The 17,996-nt window shown below is 63.6% G+C and carries 20 protein-coding genes; 13 read left to right on the top strand and 7 right to left on the bottom strand.

Going from position 1 to position 17,996, the window contains the following annotated elements:
* Positions 1-2 precede the first annotated feature (2 nt).
* The 11 genes from fliE to JQ641_RS17275 all read left to right on the top strand — a co-directional run bounded on the left by fliE (position 3) and on the right by JQ641_RS17275 (position 11,412).
* Entirely contained in the window at positions 3-314 is a 312-nt protein-coding gene (fliE, locus tag JQ641_RS17325) for a flagellar hook-basal body complex protein FliE (protein ID WP_211997205.1), read from the top strand.
* 111 nt (positions 315-425) lie between these two features.
* Entirely contained in the window at positions 426-689 is a 264-nt protein-coding gene (gene fliQ / locus JQ641_RS17320; RefSeq protein ID WP_192740264.1) for a flagellar biosynthesis protein FliQ, read from the top strand.
* Positions 690-706: 17 nt separating this feature from the next.
* Positions 707-1,477: a flagellar biosynthetic protein FliR gene (gene fliR, locus JQ641_RS17315; RefSeq protein WP_211997204.1), complete on the top strand. Its 771-nt coding sequence runs from the start codon at positions 707-709 to the stop codon at positions 1,475-1,477.
* 18 nt (positions 1,478-1,495) lie between these two features.
* Positions 1,496-2,569 (top strand): flagellar biosynthesis protein FlhB, encoded by a 1,074-nt coding sequence (flhB, locus tag JQ641_RS17310; RefSeq protein ID WP_211997203.1) that lies wholly within the window; start codon positions 1,496-1,498, stop codon positions 2,567-2,569.
* A 217-nt stretch (positions 2,570-2,786) separates the two neighbouring features.
* Positions 2,787-5,351, top strand: a complete 2,565-nt coding sequence (gene cckA / locus JQ641_RS17305) for a cell cycle histidine kinase CckA (RefSeq protein ID WP_211997202.1) — start codon at positions 2,787-2,789, stop codon at positions 5,349-5,351.
* Positions 5,352-5,660: 309 nt separating this feature from the next.
* Complete coding sequence (locus JQ641_RS17300) at positions 5,661-6,677, top strand: hypothetical protein (RefSeq protein WP_211997201.1); 1,017 nt, start codon at positions 5,661-5,663, stop codon at positions 6,675-6,677.
* Positions 6,678-6,828: 151 nt separating this feature from the next.
* Positions 6,829-7,812 carry a Tim44 domain-containing protein gene (locus JQ641_RS17295; RefSeq protein ID WP_211997200.1) on the top strand — a complete coding sequence of 328 codons (984 nt, stop codon included), beginning with the start codon at positions 6,829-6,831 and terminating at the stop codon, positions 7,810-7,812.
* A 138-nt stretch (positions 7,813-7,950) separates the two neighbouring features.
* On the top strand, positions 7,951-8,631 hold the full coding sequence (locus JQ641_RS17290) for a lectin (RefSeq protein WP_211997199.1): 681 nt from the start codon (positions 7,951-7,953) through the stop codon (positions 8,629-8,631).
* Positions 8,632-8,773: 142 nt separating this feature from the next.
* Positions 8,774-9,607: an amidohydrolase family protein gene (locus tag JQ641_RS17285; RefSeq protein WP_211997198.1), complete on the top strand. Its 834-nt coding sequence runs from the start codon at positions 8,774-8,776 to the stop codon at positions 9,605-9,607.
* 213 nt (positions 9,608-9,820) lie between these two features.
* On the top strand, positions 9,821-10,795 hold the full coding sequence (locus JQ641_RS17280) for a tripartite tricarboxylate transporter substrate binding protein (protein WP_211997197.1): 975 nt from the start codon (positions 9,821-9,823) through the stop codon (positions 10,793-10,795).
* Between the two features lie 239 nt (positions 10,796-11,034).
* Positions 11,035-11,412, top strand: a complete 378-nt coding sequence (locus JQ641_RS17275; RefSeq protein WP_211997196.1) for a hypothetical protein — start codon at positions 11,035-11,037, stop codon at positions 11,410-11,412.
* A 107-nt stretch (positions 11,413-11,519) separates the two neighbouring features.
* Here JQ641_RS17275 and JQ641_RS17270 read toward each other — a convergent pair whose 3' ends face one another.
* Positions 11,520-12,077, bottom strand: a complete 558-nt coding sequence (locus tag JQ641_RS17270; RefSeq protein WP_349628579.1) for a DUF3606 domain-containing protein — start codon at positions 12,075-12,077, stop codon at positions 11,520-11,522.
* 79 nt (positions 12,078-12,156) lie between these two features.
* Between JQ641_RS17270 and JQ641_RS17265 the strand changes: the two genes are divergently transcribed.
* Positions 12,157-12,864, top strand: coding sequence for a glutathione S-transferase (locus JQ641_RS17265; protein WP_211997195.1), 708 nt, complete (start codon positions 12,157-12,159; stop codon positions 12,862-12,864).
* A 217-nt stretch (positions 12,865-13,081) separates the two neighbouring features.
* On the opposite strand, the gene JQ641_RS17260 is transcribed toward JQ641_RS17265, so the two are convergent.
* The 6 genes from JQ641_RS17260 to JQ641_RS17235 all read right to left on the bottom strand — a co-directional run bounded on the left by JQ641_RS17260 (position 13,082) and on the right by JQ641_RS17235 (position 16,211).
* The gene (locus tag JQ641_RS17260; protein WP_211997194.1) at positions 13,082-13,441 is read right to left on the bottom strand and encodes a GFA family protein; all 360 of its coding nucleotides are present in this window, start codon (positions 13,439-13,441) and stop codon (positions 13,082-13,084) included.
* Positions 13,442-13,448: 7 nt separating this feature from the next.
* Complete coding sequence (locus JQ641_RS17255; RefSeq protein WP_211997193.1) at positions 13,449-14,123, bottom strand: methyltransferase family protein; 675 nt, start codon at positions 14,121-14,123, stop codon at positions 13,449-13,451.
* 92 nt (positions 14,124-14,215) lie between these two features.
* Entirely contained in the window at positions 14,216-14,416 is a 201-nt protein-coding gene (locus JQ641_RS17250; protein ID WP_211997192.1) for a hypothetical protein, read from the bottom strand.
* Between the two features lie 140 nt (positions 14,417-14,556).
* Positions 14,557-15,030 carry a hypothetical protein gene (locus tag JQ641_RS17245; protein WP_211997191.1) on the bottom strand — a complete coding sequence of 158 codons (474 nt, stop codon included), beginning with the start codon at positions 15,028-15,030 and terminating at the stop codon, positions 14,557-14,559.
* A gap of 72 nt (positions 15,031-15,102) precedes the next feature.
* Positions 15,103-15,648: a hypothetical protein gene (locus JQ641_RS17240; RefSeq protein WP_249150516.1), complete on the bottom strand. Its 546-nt coding sequence runs from the start codon at positions 15,646-15,648 to the stop codon at positions 15,103-15,105.
* 32 nt (positions 15,649-15,680) lie between these two features.
* Complete coding sequence (locus tag JQ641_RS17235; protein WP_211997190.1) at positions 15,681-16,211, bottom strand: hypothetical protein; 531 nt, start codon at positions 16,209-16,211, stop codon at positions 15,681-15,683.
* A 124-nt stretch (positions 16,212-16,335) separates the two neighbouring features.
* Here JQ641_RS17235 and JQ641_RS17230 point away from each other — a divergent pair, with 124 nt between their 5' ends.
* A complete protein-coding gene (locus tag JQ641_RS17230) occupies positions 16,336-17,988 on the top strand; it encodes a fumarate hydratase (RefSeq protein ID WP_211997189.1) in 1,653 nt (550 codons plus the stop codon).
* The last annotated feature ends 8 nt before the right edge of the window (positions 17,989-17,996 follow it).

The following is a 17,996-nucleotide window of genomic DNA, read 5'->3' as shown; positions in this document are numbered from 1 at the left end:
CCATGGCTTCACCGACAGTTGCAGCAAACGCCTACGCCGCGCTCTCGCGCATCATGGAGACCGGCGGCGCCGAGAAGGGCGGGAAGACTTCGGGCGGTCCGTCCTTCGGCGCGCTGCTCAAGGATGCCGTCGGCAGCGTGATGGAGGCCGGCAAGAAGTCCGACTCCCAGACCATCGCGATGGCCTCGGGCAAGGCCAACGTCATGGACGTGGTGACCGCGGTGGCCGAGACCGACGTCGCGGTCTCGACGCTGGTGTCGGTACGCGACCGGGTGATCCAGTCCTACGAAGACATCATGAAGATGCCGATTTGACGTCCTCTTGGACGTCATCCCGGGGCGATGCGCAGCATCGAACCCGGGATCTCGAGATTCCGGGTTCGCTTCGCGCCCCGGAATGACGCTGCGGAAAGAGCGAGAATCAAAATGACCGGTGCTGAAACCCTCGACGTGGCGCGCGATGCGATCTGGACCATCGTGGTGGTGTCGTCGCCCCTGATGGTGGTCGGCCTCGTGGTCGGCGTCGTGGTGTCGCTGTTCCAGGCGCTGACGCAGATCCAGGAGCAGACGCTGATCTTCGTGCCGAAGATCCTGGCGATCTTCGTGACGTTATTGCTGGCGTTGCCGTTCATGGCGGATTCGCTGCAAGGCTACATGATGCGGATATCGTCGCGAATCATAGGCGGATGATGCACTGTGCGTAGACCATGCGCATCGATGTCTCCATGCTGCCGGCCCTGGCCGCCACTTTCATGCTGGTGTTCGCCCGCGTGGGGGCGATGGTGATGCTGTTGCCGGGATTCGGCGAGAGCAACATCCCGGTCCGGATCAAGCTCGCGATCGCGCTGTTGCTGACGCTGATCATCCTGCCGCTGCACCGCGCCGCCTATCAGGTCGATCTGACCTCGATGAGCGCGATGGGCGTTCTGATGGTGCACGAGATCGTCATCGGCGTGGTGCTCGGCGCCACCGCGCGGGTGACGCTGTCGGCGCTGGCGGTCGCAGGCTCGGTGATCGCCCAGCAACTCGGCCTCGGATTCGTCACCGCCGTCGATCCGACCCAGGGCCAGCAGGGCCTTCTGATCGGCAACTTCCTCACCATCCTCGGCATGACTCTGTTGTTCGCCACCGACACCCATCACCTGGTGATCGCGGCGCTCAACGAGAGCTACCGGATCTTCTCGCCGGGCGAGACGATGCCGACCGGCGATGTCGCGGCGCTTGCGACCCGCGCTTTCACCGCGGCCTTCAAGATCGGCCTGCAATTGTCGGCGCCGTTTCTGGTGTTCGGCATCGTCTTCAACATGGGGCTCGGCATTCTGGCGCGGCTGATGCCGGCGATGCAGGTCTATTTCGTCGGCGTGCCGCTCTCGATCCTGATCGGCTTCCTGATCTTCGCCGCCGTCCTCACGGCGATGATGGGCACCTATCTGAACTACTTCACCGGCGTCATGCACGAGCTCACACCTCTCAAATAAAATACCCAAGGCGCCGCGATGGCCGACGATAGCGACGATAAAACAGAAGACCCTACGCAAAAGCGTCTCGACGACGCGCATGCCAAGGGCGACGTTGCCAAGAGCCAGGAAGTCAACACCTGGTTCGTGATCGCGGGCGCGACGCTTGTTTTGTCGACCTTCTCGGGCTCGATCGGCGGCGGCATCCTGATGCCGATGCGCAATTTGATCGCCAATGCCGGCACGCTGCGCGCCGACGGCTCGGCGCTGCTGCAACTCGGCAATACGCTCGGCATTGCCGTGCTGGCGGCGATCGGCGTGCCGCTGCTGATGCTGATGCTGGCGGCCATCGCCGGCAACATGATCCAGCACCGGCTGGTGTGGTCGTCGGAATCGCTCACGCCCAAATTCAGCAAGGTGTCGCCGGGCGCCGGCTTCAAGCGCATCTTCGGCAAGCAGGCGCTGGCGAATTTCCTCAAGGGCGTGTTCAAACTGGTCGCGCTCGGCGCCGTCATGATGGCGGTGCTGTGGCCGGAGCGCCACCGGCTGGAGTCGTTTCTGGCCTTCGACCCGACGGCGATCATGGGCGTCACCACCAGTCTGACGCTGCATCTGATGGGCGCGGTGGTGGCGATGCTGGCCGCCGTGGCGATCGCGGATTACTTCTTCCAGTACCGGCAGTGGTTCGAGCGGCAGAAGATGTCGCTGCAGGAAATCAAGGACGAGTTCAAGCAGTCCGAAGGCGACCCCCACATCAAGGCCAAGATCCGGCAGTTGCGCCAGGCCAACATGAAGAAGCGGATGATGACCGATGTGCCCAAGGCCAGCGTGATCATCACCAACCCGACCCACTATTCGGTGGCGCTGTCCTACGACCGCGGCATGTCGGCGCCGGTCTGCGTTGCCAAGGGCGTCGACAATATCGCGTTCAAGATCAGGGAGATCGCCAAGAAACACGACATTCCGATCGTCGAGAACGTGCCGCTGGCGCGCGCGCTCTATGCGACCGTCGATGTCGACGAGGAAATCCCGGTCGAGCACTATCATGCGGTTGCCGAAATCATCGGCTTCGTCATGGGGTTGAAGCGCGACGCTGCCGGCCGGCGCAACTGACGGATGGGTCGGAAATTGCCTTGAAATGCGTTGGATAAGGCCTTGGACGATAGTTTTTTACGTGTTTTCTTCACTCGAACCGGTGCCCATTTCGCTTGAAACCGCTATTGATGCCAATTAGCCGCCTGATGGACTTGCGCTTGCCGGTCCGATTCAGGCACTCAAGGGCGCGCAGATCAGCGCGCCATCCCATGCCGACGGGCTTGCGTCCCCTGATATGACCGCCGAAACCGACAGCCATCCGTCCCCCGAGCCCTTCGCGGCCCATGAGCCGGCGCGGCGTGGCGGCAGCATCGTGCTGGTGCTGCTGGTGGCCGCCGGCATCGTCGCGATCGCGGTGGTGCTGATGACCATCGGCCGCGCCCAGGCCCAGCCCTATATCCTCGGCGTGCTGGCGCTGCTGGCCATGGTCGGCCTGTTCAACCTGTTCGCCTTTGCCGCTGGAATCATCCGCTTCACCGACCGCTCTACGGACGATCCGGTGATGGGGCGGATCGCCGACCATGCCCATGACGGGCTCGCAGTCACCGATTCGCGTGGCCATGTCGTCTATTCCAACGCCGCCTATCTGGCGCTGACGGGGGCCGCGACCGCCCAGGAGGTGCGCCCGATCGAGCGCGTCTTCATCGGCAATCCCGATGTGTCGGAGGCGGTGTTCCGCCTGCTCAAGGCGGCGCGCGAGGGCAAGCGGCAGCAGGAGGAAGTCCGGATCGCAGGAACCGACGGCGCCCATGGCCGCTGGCTGCGGATGCGGGTGCGTCCGCTCGGCGCCAGCAAGCGCGAGGCGAAATATTCGGTGTGGTCGATCGCCGACATCACGCGGGATCGCGAACGCCAGGAGGACGTCTTCAAGGAATTGCAGCACGCGATCGAGTATCTCGATCACGCGCCTTGCGGCTTCTTCTCGGTCAGTCCTTCAGGCGAGGTCGTCTATGTCAACGCGACGCTGGCGGGCTGGCTCGATCACGACCTTGCCGAGATCGGATCGGGCGGCTTGAAGCTGACCGATATCGTATCGGGCGACGGCGCGTCGCTGCTGACCTCGATCGTGGCGGTGCCGGGCGAAGTCAAAACCGAAGTGCTCGACATCGACCTGCGCATGCGCAGCGGCAGGACCATGCCGGTGCGGCTCTATCACAAGCTGGCGTTCGGCGCCGACGGCGTGCCCGGCGCGTCGCGGACGCTGGTGATCAGCCGCGCGCGCGACGAGCATTCCGACCCGGAACGCGCCGCGGAAGTGCGCTTCATGCGGTTCTTCGACCATACCCCGATGGCGATCGCGACCGTGGACCGCGCCGGCGCGGTGGTGCGCGCCAATGCCCGCTTCGCCAAGCTGGCGCAAAGCCTGAGTGCGGATGGTGCCGCCAACAAGTCGATCTTCCGCAGCGTGAACGCCCGCGACCGCAGCCTGCTGATCGCGGCGATCAACCAGGCCGCCGAAGGGCAGGGCGACATCGCGCCGGTCGAAGCCATGCTCGACGGCGCCAAGGAGCGCTGGGCGCAATATTTCGTCACCGCGGTCGAGGAGGACGAGCGCGAAACCGAAGCCGCCATCGTCTACATGCTGGAAACCACCGAGCGGCGCACGCTCGAGAACCAGATCAACCAGTCGCAGAAGATGGACATGGTCGGCCAGCTCGCCGGCGGCATCGCGCACGATTTCAACAACGTGCTCTCGGCCATCATGATGGCCAACGATTTCCTGCTGAACGCGCACAAGCCGACCGACCCGTCGTTCCAGGACATCATGCAGATCAAGCAGAACGCCACCCGCGCCGCGACGCTGGTGCGGCAGCTGCTAGCGTTCTCGCGCCGCCAGACCCTGCGGCCGCAGGTGCTCGACCTCGGCGACGCATTGAGCGATCTCACCATGCTGCTGCGCCGCCTGATCGGCGAGAAGGTCAAGCTCGACCTGGTGCACGGCCGCGATCTCTGGCCGGTGAAGGTCGACGTCTCGCAATTCGAACAGGTGATCGTGAATCTCGCCGTAAATGCCCGCGACGCGATGGCCGATGGCGGCAAGCTGACGGTCAAGACCAGCAACGTCACGACGGATGAAGCCGCGCTGTTGTCCTACAAGGGCATGCCGGCTGCGGATTACGTCCGGATCGACGTCGCCGATACCGGCACCGGCATCCCCGCCGAGATCGTCGACAAGATTTTCGAGCCGTTCTTCTCCACCAAAGAGGTCGGCAAGGGCACCGGCCTCGGGCTGTCGACCGTCTATGGCATCGTCAAGCAGACCGGCGGTTTTGTTTATGTGGATTCGACGGCGGGAGAGGGCACCACATTCCGCATCTTCCTGCCGCGGCACCGTCCCGAACTGGAAGCCGCCCCCGAACCTCAGGTCACCAACGGCGCCGCAAAGGAAGCCGTGGCGGAGCCGCCGAAGCCACAGGCCGATCTCACCGGGCAGGGCACCATCCTGCTGGTGGAAGACGAGGACGGCCTGCGCTCGCTCAACGCGCGCGGTCTTCGTTCGCGCGGCTACAGCGTGATCGAGGCCGCCAACGGCATCGAGGCGATGGAAGCGCTGGAAGAGAAGAACGGCGCCGTCGACCTCGTCGTCTCCGACGTGGTGATGCCGGAAATGGACGGCCCAACTCTGCTCAAGGAAATGCGGCAGCGCAATCCCAACCTCAAGATCATCTTCGTCTCCGGCTATGCCGAAGAGGCGTTCGACAAGAGCCTGCCGGAAAACGAGCAGTTCGCCTTCCTCGCCAAACCCTTCGCGCTCAGTGCACTGGTCGCCAAGGTGAAGGAAACCATGACGGCGTCGTAACCGCTTGCGGTCTTCGGTCCGGTTTTCAGGGTTTGCGAGGCGGGAGCGGCCCTTGTTGTCACCTTTGGGCCGGAAAACCCACGCCACCATACAGCCACCATACATTTGCCGTTCTGAACGGGGTTAAGGTGTCCGCTTACGGCACCGACGCTGCTCACGAAGGCAAGTTGCATGACCGATCCTGCCACGGTTCCTGAGGCGGCTGACGCCGCGGAAACAGCGTATTTTCTGCGCCGTTTCGCCGACATGATGTCCAACGGGCAGAACGCCGAAAATCTGCTGCGGGCGGCCGATCTGATCGACGGCCTGATGGCGCGCGTTTCCGGCGCCTTCGATGAGGAACAGCTGTGGCGCTACAAGTACGAAACCGTGAGCCACCAGAATGAGGAGCTGGAAACCGAATGCGAAAGCCTTCGGCATGACATCGAGCGGCACGTAAAGCTTTCCAGTTTCATCATCACCGAGCGCGATACGCTCAAGACGACGCTGCAGGGGCGGGAGGCGGAGTTGCTCGAACTCGGCGACACGCTGAAGCTGGCGCAGGAAACCTTGAAGGGGGCACAGGAGGAGGCCGCGACGAAATCGCAGGCGCATGAATCGGCCCTGGCCGAGCTTGGTACAGGCTTCGATCAGGAGCGTGTCGCGCTGAAGGCAAGCCTGCAGGCGAGCATCAAGCAAATCGAGCAGCAGCGCAGCGACTTTCTGGGCGAGCGCGACGAACTCTCGGCAAAGCTGTCGCAGAGCGAGGCCGTGATGGCCGAGTTCAGGCTTGCCTTTGATCGTGAGCGTGACGATTGGCAATCCAGACTGCGGGCACGCGAGGATGAACTTGCGACGATCCGCGTCGCGACCGCGAACGAACACGAGGAGCTGCAACAGAGGATCGAGGCGCTTGAGGCCAAGCGGGAGGAGCTTCGGTCGGCCTTTGACCGGATCAGCCAGCTCGGCGTTGCCGCCACCGACCCGCGCGCGGAAGCCCAAGGCGGCTCGCCTCCGGTTCAACCGCAAGAGCGGGATTCAGCGCCCCGGGATTCAGCGCCCGGCGAAAACAGCGCGGTCGTGTCGAAAGAGACCCTGCGCCAGGCGCGGGCGCAATTCGAATTTCTGGCCAAGGAATGCGTTCGCCGCGGCGATGTCGCGACCCAGGCCATGTGCGAGCTTGGGGCCCACACCATGGATCAGGCCCTCGTGGCCGAGGAAACATCGCATCCATCGCCGGTCGGTGAGGTGGCGTTAAGCATCCTCGGGCCGATCCGTGCACCGGTTCCTGGCCCCGTCGCCGCCGATCCCCATCCGACTCGCCAGGTCAGCGCGGAAAACTTCTGAATTCCAACGGGTTCAATCCCACAACCGGCCTAATCGTCACATCCCCGCGACTGAGGGCCGCAGCGCTTGTTCCCGTTTACGGCTTCACTTTTAAGCAGCTCTGCCCATCTTAGGGGCTGCTTCCCCATGCCGGGGAATTGAGGAAACAGATATGAATTTCTCGCAACGAACGCGCGGAATTGTTCGGGCCTTCGCCATCGTCCTGTCGCTGGCGGTTCCCGCCGCGATGGCCATCACGGCGGCTGACGCCCGGGTGGGCGGCGGCAACAGCTCCGGTTCGCGGGGATCGAAGACCTATTCGGCGCCGCCCAGCACCACCACGGCGCCCAATGCGGCGCAGCCCATGAACCGTACCTTCAGCCAGCCGGGCGCACCGGCGGCCGCTGGAGCCGCCGCAGGCGCGGCCAAGGGCGGCTTCTTCAGCCGGCCCGGTATGGGCATGATGATGGGCGGTCTCGCCGCAGGCTTCCTCGGCGCCGGCTTGTTCGGCATGCTGTCCGGTGGCGGGCTGCTCGGCGGTCTTGGCGGGATTGCGTCGATCATCGGCCTGGTCCTGCAGATCGGCCTGATCCTGATCGTGGTCAAGCTGGCGATGTCGTGGTGGCAGCGCCGCCACACGCCGGCAAACGCTTATGCCAATTCCGGTGCCGGACCTGCCGCGGGTTCAGCCCCGCCGCAAACCGGCTTCGGCTCCGGAATGGGCTTTGGTCTGGGATCGAGCGCCCCCGCGCCGCTCGAGATCGGACCTTCTGACTACGAGGCGTTCGAACGGCTGCTTGGCGAAGTCCAGGCCGCGTGGTCGAACGAGGACGTCGCGAAACTGCATACGCTCGCGACGCCCGAGATGGTGTCGTACTTCACCAAGGACCTCGAGCAGAACAAGGCCAACAACGACGTCAACAAGACCTCGGACGTCAAACTGCTGCAGGGCGACCTTGCAGAAGCCTGGCGCGAAGGCCAAACCGATTATGCGAGCGTCGCGATGCGCTTCTCGCTGGTCGACAAGACCCTGGAGCGCGGCACCAACCGCCTGGTCTCGGGCAGCGAAACCCCGATCGAAGCGACGGAAGTCTGGACCTTTGCCCGGCAGTCCGGCGGACACTGGGAACTCTCGGCGATCCAGCAGACCAACTGATCCTCTGCTGAACGCTCAAGATGCAAGGCGCCGCGGTTCATTCCGCGGCGCCTTTTGCTTTGCTGATATGACCCCGGAATAATGATTGCCGCGGCGTGTTGATGACGGCGTACCAACAAGAAAAAATGGGAGGCTTCGATGAACCTTGGTTCCAGGATGATCTCACCGGCTGGTTTCGCCCTCGCGGCGATCTCGGTTCTGGCCGCAGCGCCGGCACAGGCGCAATCGGCCGACACCAGCTTCTTCGTGACCAGCAACGGCATCGGCAATGGCGGCAATCTCGGCGGCCTCGCCGGGGCCGATAATCAATGCCAGACGCTGGCGCAGGCGGCCGGCGCGGGCGGTAAAACCTGGCGCGCCTATCTCTCGACCCAGGCCGCCGACGGCAAGCCCGCCGTCAATGCGCGCGACCGCATCGGCAACGGACCCTGGAAGAATTCCAAGGGCACGGTGGTCGCCAAGGATGTCGCCGAGCTGCACGGCAGCAACGGTCTCACCAAACAAACCGCGCTCAGCGAGAAGGGCGATGTCATCAACGGCCGCGGCGATACGCCGAACCGCCATGACGTGCTGACGGGCTCACAGTCGGACGGAACGGCCTTTGCAGCCGGCGAGGACCGCACCTGCAAGAACTGGACGAGCAGCACGCAGGGGGCGGCGATGGTCGGGCACATCGACCGTGTCGGCCTGCGCGACGACGACGCCTCGAAGTCTTGGAATTCGTCGCATCCGTCGCGCGGACCGGACGGCGGCTGTTCGCAGAACGATCTGAAGAGCACCGGCGGCGACGGCCTGATGTATTGCTTCGCGGCGAACTGACGAAGTCATTCCGAGGTGATGCGAAGCATCGAATCTCAGATGTGCAATTGCACAGCGGGGAATCCTGAGATTCCCCGGTGCGCAATTGCGCACCTGAGATAGGGTGCTGACGCACCCTTCCGGAATGACGGAATGAGAAATCATGAAGATCATCGACGCGCAGGTTCACATCTGGTCGCAAACCGTGACGCCGACGTCGGGGCTGCATCGCAAGGTCGCGAAGTTCACGGCCGAGGAAGTTTTGCGGGAGATGGATGAGGCAGGGGTGGATGCCGCGCTGATCCATCCGCCAACCGGCTGGGATCCCGATTCCAACGCGCTGGCGATCGAGGCGGCCCGGAAATATCCGGACCGCTTTGCCATCATGGGCAATTTTCCGCTCGAAAACCCTGACAACCGCAAGCTGATCCACGGCTGGCGCAAGCAGCCCGGCATGATGGGGCTGCGCTGGCCGCTGCTGCTGGAAGCGCACCAGAAATGGCTCTACGACGGCTCGCTCGACTGGCTGTGGCCCGCGGCCGAGCAGGAGGGGCTGCCGCTGGCGATGATGGGCGGACTGTTCCTGCCGAAATTTCGCGAGATCGCCGAACGCCATCCCGGCCTGAGGATGGTCCTTGATCATTGCGGCCTGAACCGGCACGGACGGGACGCCGAGGCGTTCGTCCATCTCGATGAGCTGCTCGCGCTGGCGCAGCTGCCGAACGTCGCGGTCAAGGCGACCGGCGCGCCGCATTATTCGACAAAACCCTATCCGTTCCGCAACATCCATGACGGGCTGCACCGTATCTTCGATGCCTACGGGCCGAAGCGGATGTTCTGGGGCACCGACATCACGCGGATGCCGTGCAGCTACCGGCAATGCGTCACGTTGTTCACCGAGGAGCTGCCGTGGCTGAAGGGCGCCGATCTGGAGGACGTGATGGGCCGCGCGCTCTGCGACTGGATCGGCTGGGACTATGCGAGCGTGCGGGGCTGAACGACGCTTACACCGGATGAAAATGGCCCTCTCGTTTGGGTGCTTCAATCACGTCCGAACCGATGCCTTCAACTTGCCTGTCAGTCCCCTTGCGTTAATGCCGGCGCTTCCCTTGACATGTTCGCGATCCATTGTCCGAATGGCGGATAGCGCATAAGCGCGCGCCGCGGTGTCTCACCCGGCGCATCAAAAACAAAGCGGGAGGGTTTGCGAATGCTTCGGCATGTGAGAAATTTCGCGCTTGCGGCGCTTGCGGCCGTCAGCCTGCTCGGCGCCGGAAACGCCCAAGCGACCTTCCCGGAGCGGCCGATCACGCTGATCGTGCCGTGGGCCGCCGGCGGCGGCACCGACGCGGTTGCGCGCCAGATTGCGCACATGCTGGAACGTGATCTCAAGCAACCGGTGAACGTCGTGAACCGCACGGGCGGGTCGGGCGTGGTCGGCCACCAGGCAATCGCCACCGCCGCGCCGGACGGCTACACGTTCGGTCTCATCACGCTCGAGATCAACTTGATGCATTGGGTGGGACTCACGGATCTCACCTGGGAGAAGTATACGCCGCTTGCGCTGGTCAATCAGGATCCCGCCGCGATCCACGTGAAGGCGGACTCGCCCTTCAAGAGCGTCAAGGAACTGTTCGCGCATATCAAGGCGAACCCGAACAAGGTCGTGGCCTCGGGTACGGGGCAGGGAGGAAGTTGGCATGTCGCGCTCGCCGGCCTGATGCAGGCGGACGGCGTTTCGCCCGGTTCGATCCGTTGGGTGCCATCCACGGGCGCCGCGACCGCATTGACCGATCTCGCGGCCGGCGGTGTCGATTTCGTCGCGTGCTCGATGCCCGAAGCCGAGGCGCTGCTCAAGGCGGGGCGTATCCGCAGCCTCGTGTTCTTCTCGCCGAAGCGCGCGCCGAATTTCCCTGATGTGCCGACCACCGAGGAGGCGACGGGTCACAAGTGGCACAAGGGTGTGTGGCGCGGCTTTGCAGCGCCCAAGGGCCTGCCGACGGAAATTGCCGCGCAATACGAAACCGCGATCAAGAAGATCTGGGACAGCGCGGAGTTCAAGGAATTCATGAACAGGCGCGGCTTCGACATGATCTATCTGGATTCGGCGAAGTTCGCCGCGTTTATGAATGCGGACAACGAGGACAACGGCAAGGCGCTGAAGTCGCTCGGGCTGGCAAAGTGAGTCAATGAAAACTCACAGTGCGCGGTGAATAGCGAATAGTCAGGTGGCCCCGAGGGGCTGCTTGCTGGATGAAGTTCGGCCGGTGCCTGCGAAGGGCGCGCCGTTCAGCAATTGTTAGCGATGTTCGTCAAGGTAAATATTCTTTTCAAGTTGACGCATGGTGTTGCTCGGCTAGATCATTCAAACGGACGAAGTTGCGTGCAACTTCACGAATTTTCTTCAAGCCAGCAGGTATAATCATGTCTCGCGTTATTGCCGCCGCCTTCGCCACCGCGCTCGCCGTCGCCGCCATCCCGACCGCCGCTTCCGCCGGCTGTTATTCCTGCTACCAGCCGCAGCCCTGCTGCGGTCAGCAATACGTGCAGCAGGTGGTCCCGGCGGAGTACCGCACCGTGCGGGAAACCGTGATGGTTTCGCCCGGCCGCGTCACCGCCTATCGCACCCCGGCGCGCTATCGCACTGTGATGGTGCCGCGGACCGTGATGGTCTCGCCCGGCCGCGTCCACTATGAACGGACAGCCCCGCGATACGCCGTCCAGCAGCGCGTTGAAATGGTTGCGCCGGCCCGTGCCTATTACGCGCCGGTCGCGCCGCGCTGCGCCACCTGCGGATATTGAGCCTCACGCAAGCCGCCATCGCCTGACACCGTCGCCCTGGTCGGCGACGGGCCCACGATCGCGGCGCTGTTGCTCGAAGAAGCCATGCCCGGCTTTGAGGCCGCCTTTCAGGCGGCCTTTTTCTTTGACGCCTTCTTTAACGTCCTCTTGGCGGTCTTTTTTTTGGCGGTCTTCTTTTTCGCTGCCTTTTTGACGGCCTTCTTGGTCGTCTTCTTCTTGGCCAGATAGGCACCGACGTTTTTCGACGAATGCCCGACGGCGGCCACCGCAGTCTTCAGCTTTGCCGGGGTGACCTTGAACTTCTTCGACCAGTAGCGGACTTCGTGGGGCTGGGTGATGGCGATCAGGGCGCGGTCGGCGGCCTTGTGTTTCTGCTCCCCGATATAGGCTTCCACTTTCCTGGCGGAGTGGCCGACTGTCTTGACGGCGGCTTTCAGCTGGGCGGGCGTGATCTTCAATTTCTTCGACCAGTAGGCGACTTCGTAAGCTTCGCTCATTGCGATCAGCGCGGCATCGGCACCGCCGCGCTTCTTCTTGTTATCCGCCATCCCATGCTCCTGTCGTGGTGAGGAATCCGGCACCCGCAACCTAACACGGCCTCCCGCCGCCGGACAGATTCGCGCCTGTGGAGAATCCACGAAACGCGATTGTGCTGCGATGGGCACAAGCCCGATCCCATTGTGACGAACGAAATGCGGACTGATGTGTTATGGCTGCGAGCAGGGCTCTTTGGAGATGCCGTCGATGCGCTATCAACTGTATTACTGGCCACATATTCAGGGCCGCGGCGAATACGTCCGGCTTGCGCTGGAAGAAGCCGGCGCGGCCTATACCGACGTGGCGCGAACCGGCAACGGCACCAGCGCGATGATGAAGATGATGGAGACTGCAAAGGGCACGCCGCCTTTTGCTCCGCCGTTCCTGAAAGCGGGAAACCTCGTGATCGGCCAGACCGCCAACATCCTGCTCTATCTCGGCGCGCGCCATGGGCTGGCGCCGAAGGCGGAAGCGGCAAGGCTGTGGGTGCACCAGCTGCAGCTCACCATTACGGATTTCGTGCTGGAAGTTCATGACACCCATCATCCGCTCGGCCCGTCGCTGTATTACGAGGAGCAGAAGGCGCCGGCCAAAAAGCGCACGGAAGAATTCTGGAAATCACGGGTGCCGAAATATCTGGATTATTTCGAGGCGTTGCTGGCCGCGGGTGGCGGCGGCTACGTTACCGGCCGGCGCCTGACCTATGTCGACCTGTCGCTGTTCCAGATCGTGGAGGGGCTGCGCTACGCTTTTCCCAAGCGCATGAAAGCGTTTGAAAAGAACATTCCGGCCCTGGTCGAACTGCATGACCGCGTCGCCGCGCGGCCGAACATCAAGGCCTATCTCGCCAGCGAGCGGCGGATCGAGTTCAACGAAGACGGAATATTCCGGCGCTACAAGGCGCTGGATGTGTGAGAGGCGGGTCGCTGCGGGCTCCTCAACCTCGCCCCGCTTGCGGGGAGAGGTCGGCGCGTAGCGCCGGGTGAGGGGGTACCGGACTATCAACTTGCACCGCTTTCGCGGATGGAGTCCCTCACCCCAACCCTCTAAGAGCGAGCTTCGCTCGTCTCGACCCCGTGAAGAACGGGGCGAGGGAGCTCACCGTCGACGCAGCGACAGCAGCGCTTTCATTTCACCTGCTCCGCCCATCGAACGGCGTCATCGTGAGCTTCGATAGCTCGACGCCGTCGATGCAACTCACATTGAGCGCCACCACTTCGCTGCCGTCAGGTTTGGCGCCGCGCGCAAAAACCTCGACGCCGCAATCGATGCAGAGCTGGTGGCGGATCGCGTGCTTGTTGAAGAGATATTCGCGCAAATTGTCCTCGCCGGCGCGGAGCTGAAAGCTCTTCGGCTCCAGGAACGTGATATGCAGGCCCTTCTTGGTGCAGATCGAACAATTGCAGGCGGTCACCATTGCGAGGTCGGTGGTGCATTCGAATCGAACTTGGCCGCAATGGCAGCCGCCCGTGTAGGTCTTGCTTTCAGGCATGTGTCCCTCACCAGATTCCCGGAATCAGACGATAGCGCACGCGCGCGGCGTAGTCAGCATAGCCCGGCAGGCCCGCGATCAGCGTGCGCTCCTCAATACGGGTGCGTACCGCGAACAGGATGGCGAACAGCGGCGCCAGCGCCACGCCCCACCAGGATCCCAGCAGCAGCGGCACGCCGATGAAAAACAGCATGATGCCGCTGTACATGGGATGACGGACGAAGGCGTATGGACCCGTCGAGATCACATGATGGTCGCGCGCGGTCTGTACCTTGATCACGGGGGCCGCGAACGAGTTTTCGCGAAACACCCACATGATGAAGCCGGTCGAGAGCAGGTACATGGCAAGGCCCAGCATCTGCAGAACCAGGGGGACATCGGAGGCCTGCATGCGCCGGTCCAGTCCCATCGCGACGAACCAGATCAACCCCGTGGCGGCGAACACCAGCATGAACTTCTTGTCGGCGGCCGGCTGTTCCTCGCGCGCCGTCAGCCGCATCCGCTCGGCGAGCAGCGCAGGATCGGTCTTCGCAAGCCACAGGCCGCAGGCCGGGCCGAGCACCGCCGAGGTCGCAAGGCATGCCCACGCGCCGGGCCAATGCAGCGTGCCGGCGGAGGCAAACAGCAGCGTACCCATCCCGACGACGAAGAAAGTATTCTGCAGCAACAGCTTCGCGATCATGCGGTATCCCCATTGCCTGGGGCATCATGATCGCGCGATTTTTCGGCAAACTTGCGGCGTTTGGCCCCGACAAGGCCAAGGGCGAGCAGCCTCTATGCGAGCTGGTCGACCCGCGTTCCCTGTCCGGGCGGCAGGGCGGCAAGCAGCGTCGGCTTCGGCAGGCGCGTGCCGTCGGCGGCGGCGCCGTTTTGTACGTCGGCGGGCTTCACTTCCGTGAGCTTTAGATCAGTTTTGGGCGCGCTGGCTTCAGGCGGCTTGATCAGCACCGGCGCGGACACAGCAGAGATATCCATCGGCATCATCCTTTTCGTTGCCTCCGACACTGGAGGCATTGAAGCGAACGATGTGTGAATCCCGGCCGGCGATCCCGCCCGATGGTGAACGGGGCGCCCGAAAATTCATTAGAATGCAGCAGATTCCGGAAGGGCCGCGGCTACTCGTCCTTGCCGCGTGTGACCGCAATCGAGGCCTCGGTCTTGGTCCGCGTGCATTCCATGTTGAGTCGGCGGAAGCGCATCGAAACCTTGTCGCCGCGCAGGATGCCCATCCGCTTCATGCAGCGCGTCGAGCCGGTCACGACGTCGGGCTTCGGAATGGTGAAGACGAGCGCGCCGGCGTTGGCGACCAGTGCAAGGAATTCCGGTTTGAATTTTCGGTCGGTCTTGGCAAAGAGCTCGAGCGAGTAGTTCTGGCCGCGGCAGCCGATCGAAAATTCCTTGGTGGCGGGATGCGTCAGATAGACGATGTTGCGCGCCTTGAAGTTGACCTTGACCCCGTCGATCTGGCCGGCGAGCTGCTTGGCGACGTCGTCGCAGCGGTCGGCGCGGGCCGGCGAGGCGGAGAAGGCCGCCAGCGCCAGCGCGGCCGTGACCAGGACCGATCGGCGAAACTGTCGTCGTGATATCATTTGTAAATGCCCCTCTGGGCCCCATTGAAGCTTGCGCGGCAGCTTCCTGCAAGAGGCCTATTCGAATGTCAATCAGAAGCCGCGCATCGTCATTGCGATAAAGAACGCCATCGTGGTGAACAGGTTGAGCAGGGTCGGCGTGCTGACCAGCGCCGTGGCGGCCCCGAGCCGCTGGTCGCGTGCCGCACAGGCGATGGCAAAGGCGGCCATCAGCGGGAACAGGATGATTTGCACGGATGTTTCCAGCGCCGCGTAAGGGCCGTTGAACGCGAGCCCGTGCCTGATCACCGAGGGCATGTAGCTCAGCCAGGTCATGAGCATGACCGCGCCGAGCGCCATGACCGCGTGGCGCACGTAACCGATCGCCGCGAACAGCAGCGCCGACAGCGCCAGCACCGGATGGACGGCCAGGTGCAGCTTGACGATGGCCGCGCCGATGCCGTGACCCGGGATTTTCGACATATCGTCCAGCAGCGTCGGCGCGCTCGACATGCCCCAGTAGAGCTCCATCAGCGCGATCACAGACAGCGCGATGCGCAGGCCGATCCGGCGCGGCGCTGATGTGGCAGCGTCGATCCCGGCCGCCGGGGCAGCGGCGCGCATCTCGACCGTGGTCATCGGTGTCCCCATTGGCTTGCCGGCGTTGTGCATCAGGTCCCGCGTATGGCGAGGCCGATGGCAATCGCGATGATGGCGGCGATGTTGAACAGGGTGGGAAAGCTGACCAGCGCGGTGGCAACGAGCAGCCGCCGGTCGCGCGCGGCAAGGAAGATCGCGCACACAGCCACGAGCGGAAACGCGATGATCTGCGCAGGCGACCAGATCGCGCCAAAGCCGACCGCGTCTATTCCTGACGACAGCACGGTTGGCATGTATTTCAGCCAGGTCACGATAATGACAGCGCCGAGCATGACAATCGCAGGCCGCACGCGCCCAAAGGCGGCGAATACCAGGGCCGCCAGCGCCAGCAGCGGGTGCATGAGGCTGGCAGCGCCACTGATGGCTGGCACCTCGATCTCAGGATCACCAAAGATCCCCCATGCCACCGAAATGCCGTCGAGGAGTTCGAGCACCGCGATGATGATCAGGGCGATGCTGAGGCCGGACAGGCTGGCTGCGGTCGGGACCGGGGGAGGGGCGGCCACTGTTTCGGTCGACACTGCGGTGGGAATAGTCGTCATTCTCGATTTCGATTGCTGCTAGCCATTCGGGAACCTTCCTTTTGTGTCAAAAGTGCTTAGAACGGTTCAAATGCCGGGGTGTCCCATGGACGCTTCCGCCCCCAAAACCCTGCGAGCCCAGCCCATGAACGCCCCGACCGCCTTTCCCGACCAGAAGCCCGTTCCGCCCTACAAGCACACGCCGCTGTTTCCGCTGGGCGCGGACACCACGCCCTACAAGAAGATCACGGCGGACGGCGTGCGGGTCGAGAAGGTGCTCGGTAAGGACATGCTGGTGGTGTCGCGCGAGGCGCTGCGGGCGCTGTCCGAGGCCGCCTTCGGTGACATCAATCACTATCTGCGGCCCGGCCATCTGAAGCAGCTGGCGAGCATCCTCGAGGACAAGGAAGCCAGCGACAACGACAAGTTCGTGGCGTTCGATTTCCTCAAGAACGCCAACATCGCCGCCGGCGGCGTGCTGCCGATGTGCCAGGACACCGGCACCGCGATCATCATGGGCAAGAAGGGCGCCCGCGTGATCACCGACGGCGACGACGAGGCCGCGCTCTCGGAAGGCGCGCGCGACGCCTATTTGCGCCGTAACCTGCGCTACTCGCAGGTGGCGCCGATCTCGATGTATGAGGAAAAGAACACCGCCAACAACATGCCGGCGCAGTGCGAGATCTACGCCGAGGGCGATGACGCCTACAAGTTCATGTTCATGGCCAAGGGCGGCGGTTCCGCCAACAAGAGTTTCCTGTTCCAGGCGACGCCGTCGGTGCTGACCAAGGACCGCCTGCTGGCGTTCCTGAAGGAGAAGGTGCTGACGCTGGGCACCGCGGCGTGCCCGCCCTATCACCTCGCGATCGTGATCGGCGGCACCTCGGCCGAGCTTTGCATGAAGACGGTGAAGCTGGCGTCCGCGCGATATCTCGATGCGCTGCCCACGCACGGTTCGGCCGACGGCAACGCCTTCCGCGACCTGGAGATGGAGCAGGAGATCCTGAAGATGACGCAGTCGCTCGGCGTCGGCGCGCAGTTCGGCGGCAAATACTTCTGCCACGACGTGCGCGTGATCCGGATGCCGCGCCACGGCGCGTCGCTGCCCATCGGTCTCGGCGTGTCCTGTTCGGCCGACCGGCAAGTGCTCGGCAAGATCACGAAAGACGGCGTCTATCTCGAGGAGCTTGAGCACAACCCCGCGCAGTATTTGCCGGCGGTCGAGCAGGCGCTCGGCGGCGAGGTGGTAAAAATCGATCTCAACCGGCCGATGAAGGATATTCTGGCGACGCTTTCAAAGCACCCGATCAAGACGCGGGTGTCGATGACCGGCACCATGATCGTCGCGCGCGATTCCGCCCACGCCAAATTGCGCGAGCGGCTGGAGAAGGGCGAGCCGCTGCCGGATTATTTCAAGAACCATCCGGTCTATTACGCCGGCCCCGCCAAGACGCCGGACGGCTACGCCTCCGGCGCGTTCGGCCCGACCACCGCGGGACGCATGGATTCGTTTGTCGATCAGTTCCAGGCGGCGGGTGGATCGATGGTGATGGTCGCCAAGGGCAACCGCGCGGTCGCGGTGCGTGAGGCCTGCAAGAAGCACGGCGGCTTCTATCTCGGCTCGATCGGCGGCGCCGCGGCAAACCTCGCCGAGCACTGCATCAAGAAGGTCGAGGTGGTGGAATATCCCGAACTCGGCATGGAAGCGATCTGGCGCATCGAGGTGGTGGATTTCCCGGCCTTCATCATCATCGACGACAAGGGCAATGACTTCTTCAAGGAACTGAATCTGGGGTGAGGCGGCGT

Origin of the sequence: Bradyrhizobium sp. JYMT SZCCT0180 (genome assembly GCF_018130165.1) — a bacterium.
Classification (GTDB): Bacteria; Pseudomonadota; Alphaproteobacteria; order Rhizobiales; family Xanthobacteraceae; genus Bradyrhizobium.
Note: the sequence above shows the minus strand (reverse complement) of the source record. Positions and strands in the feature narration are given on the sequence as shown.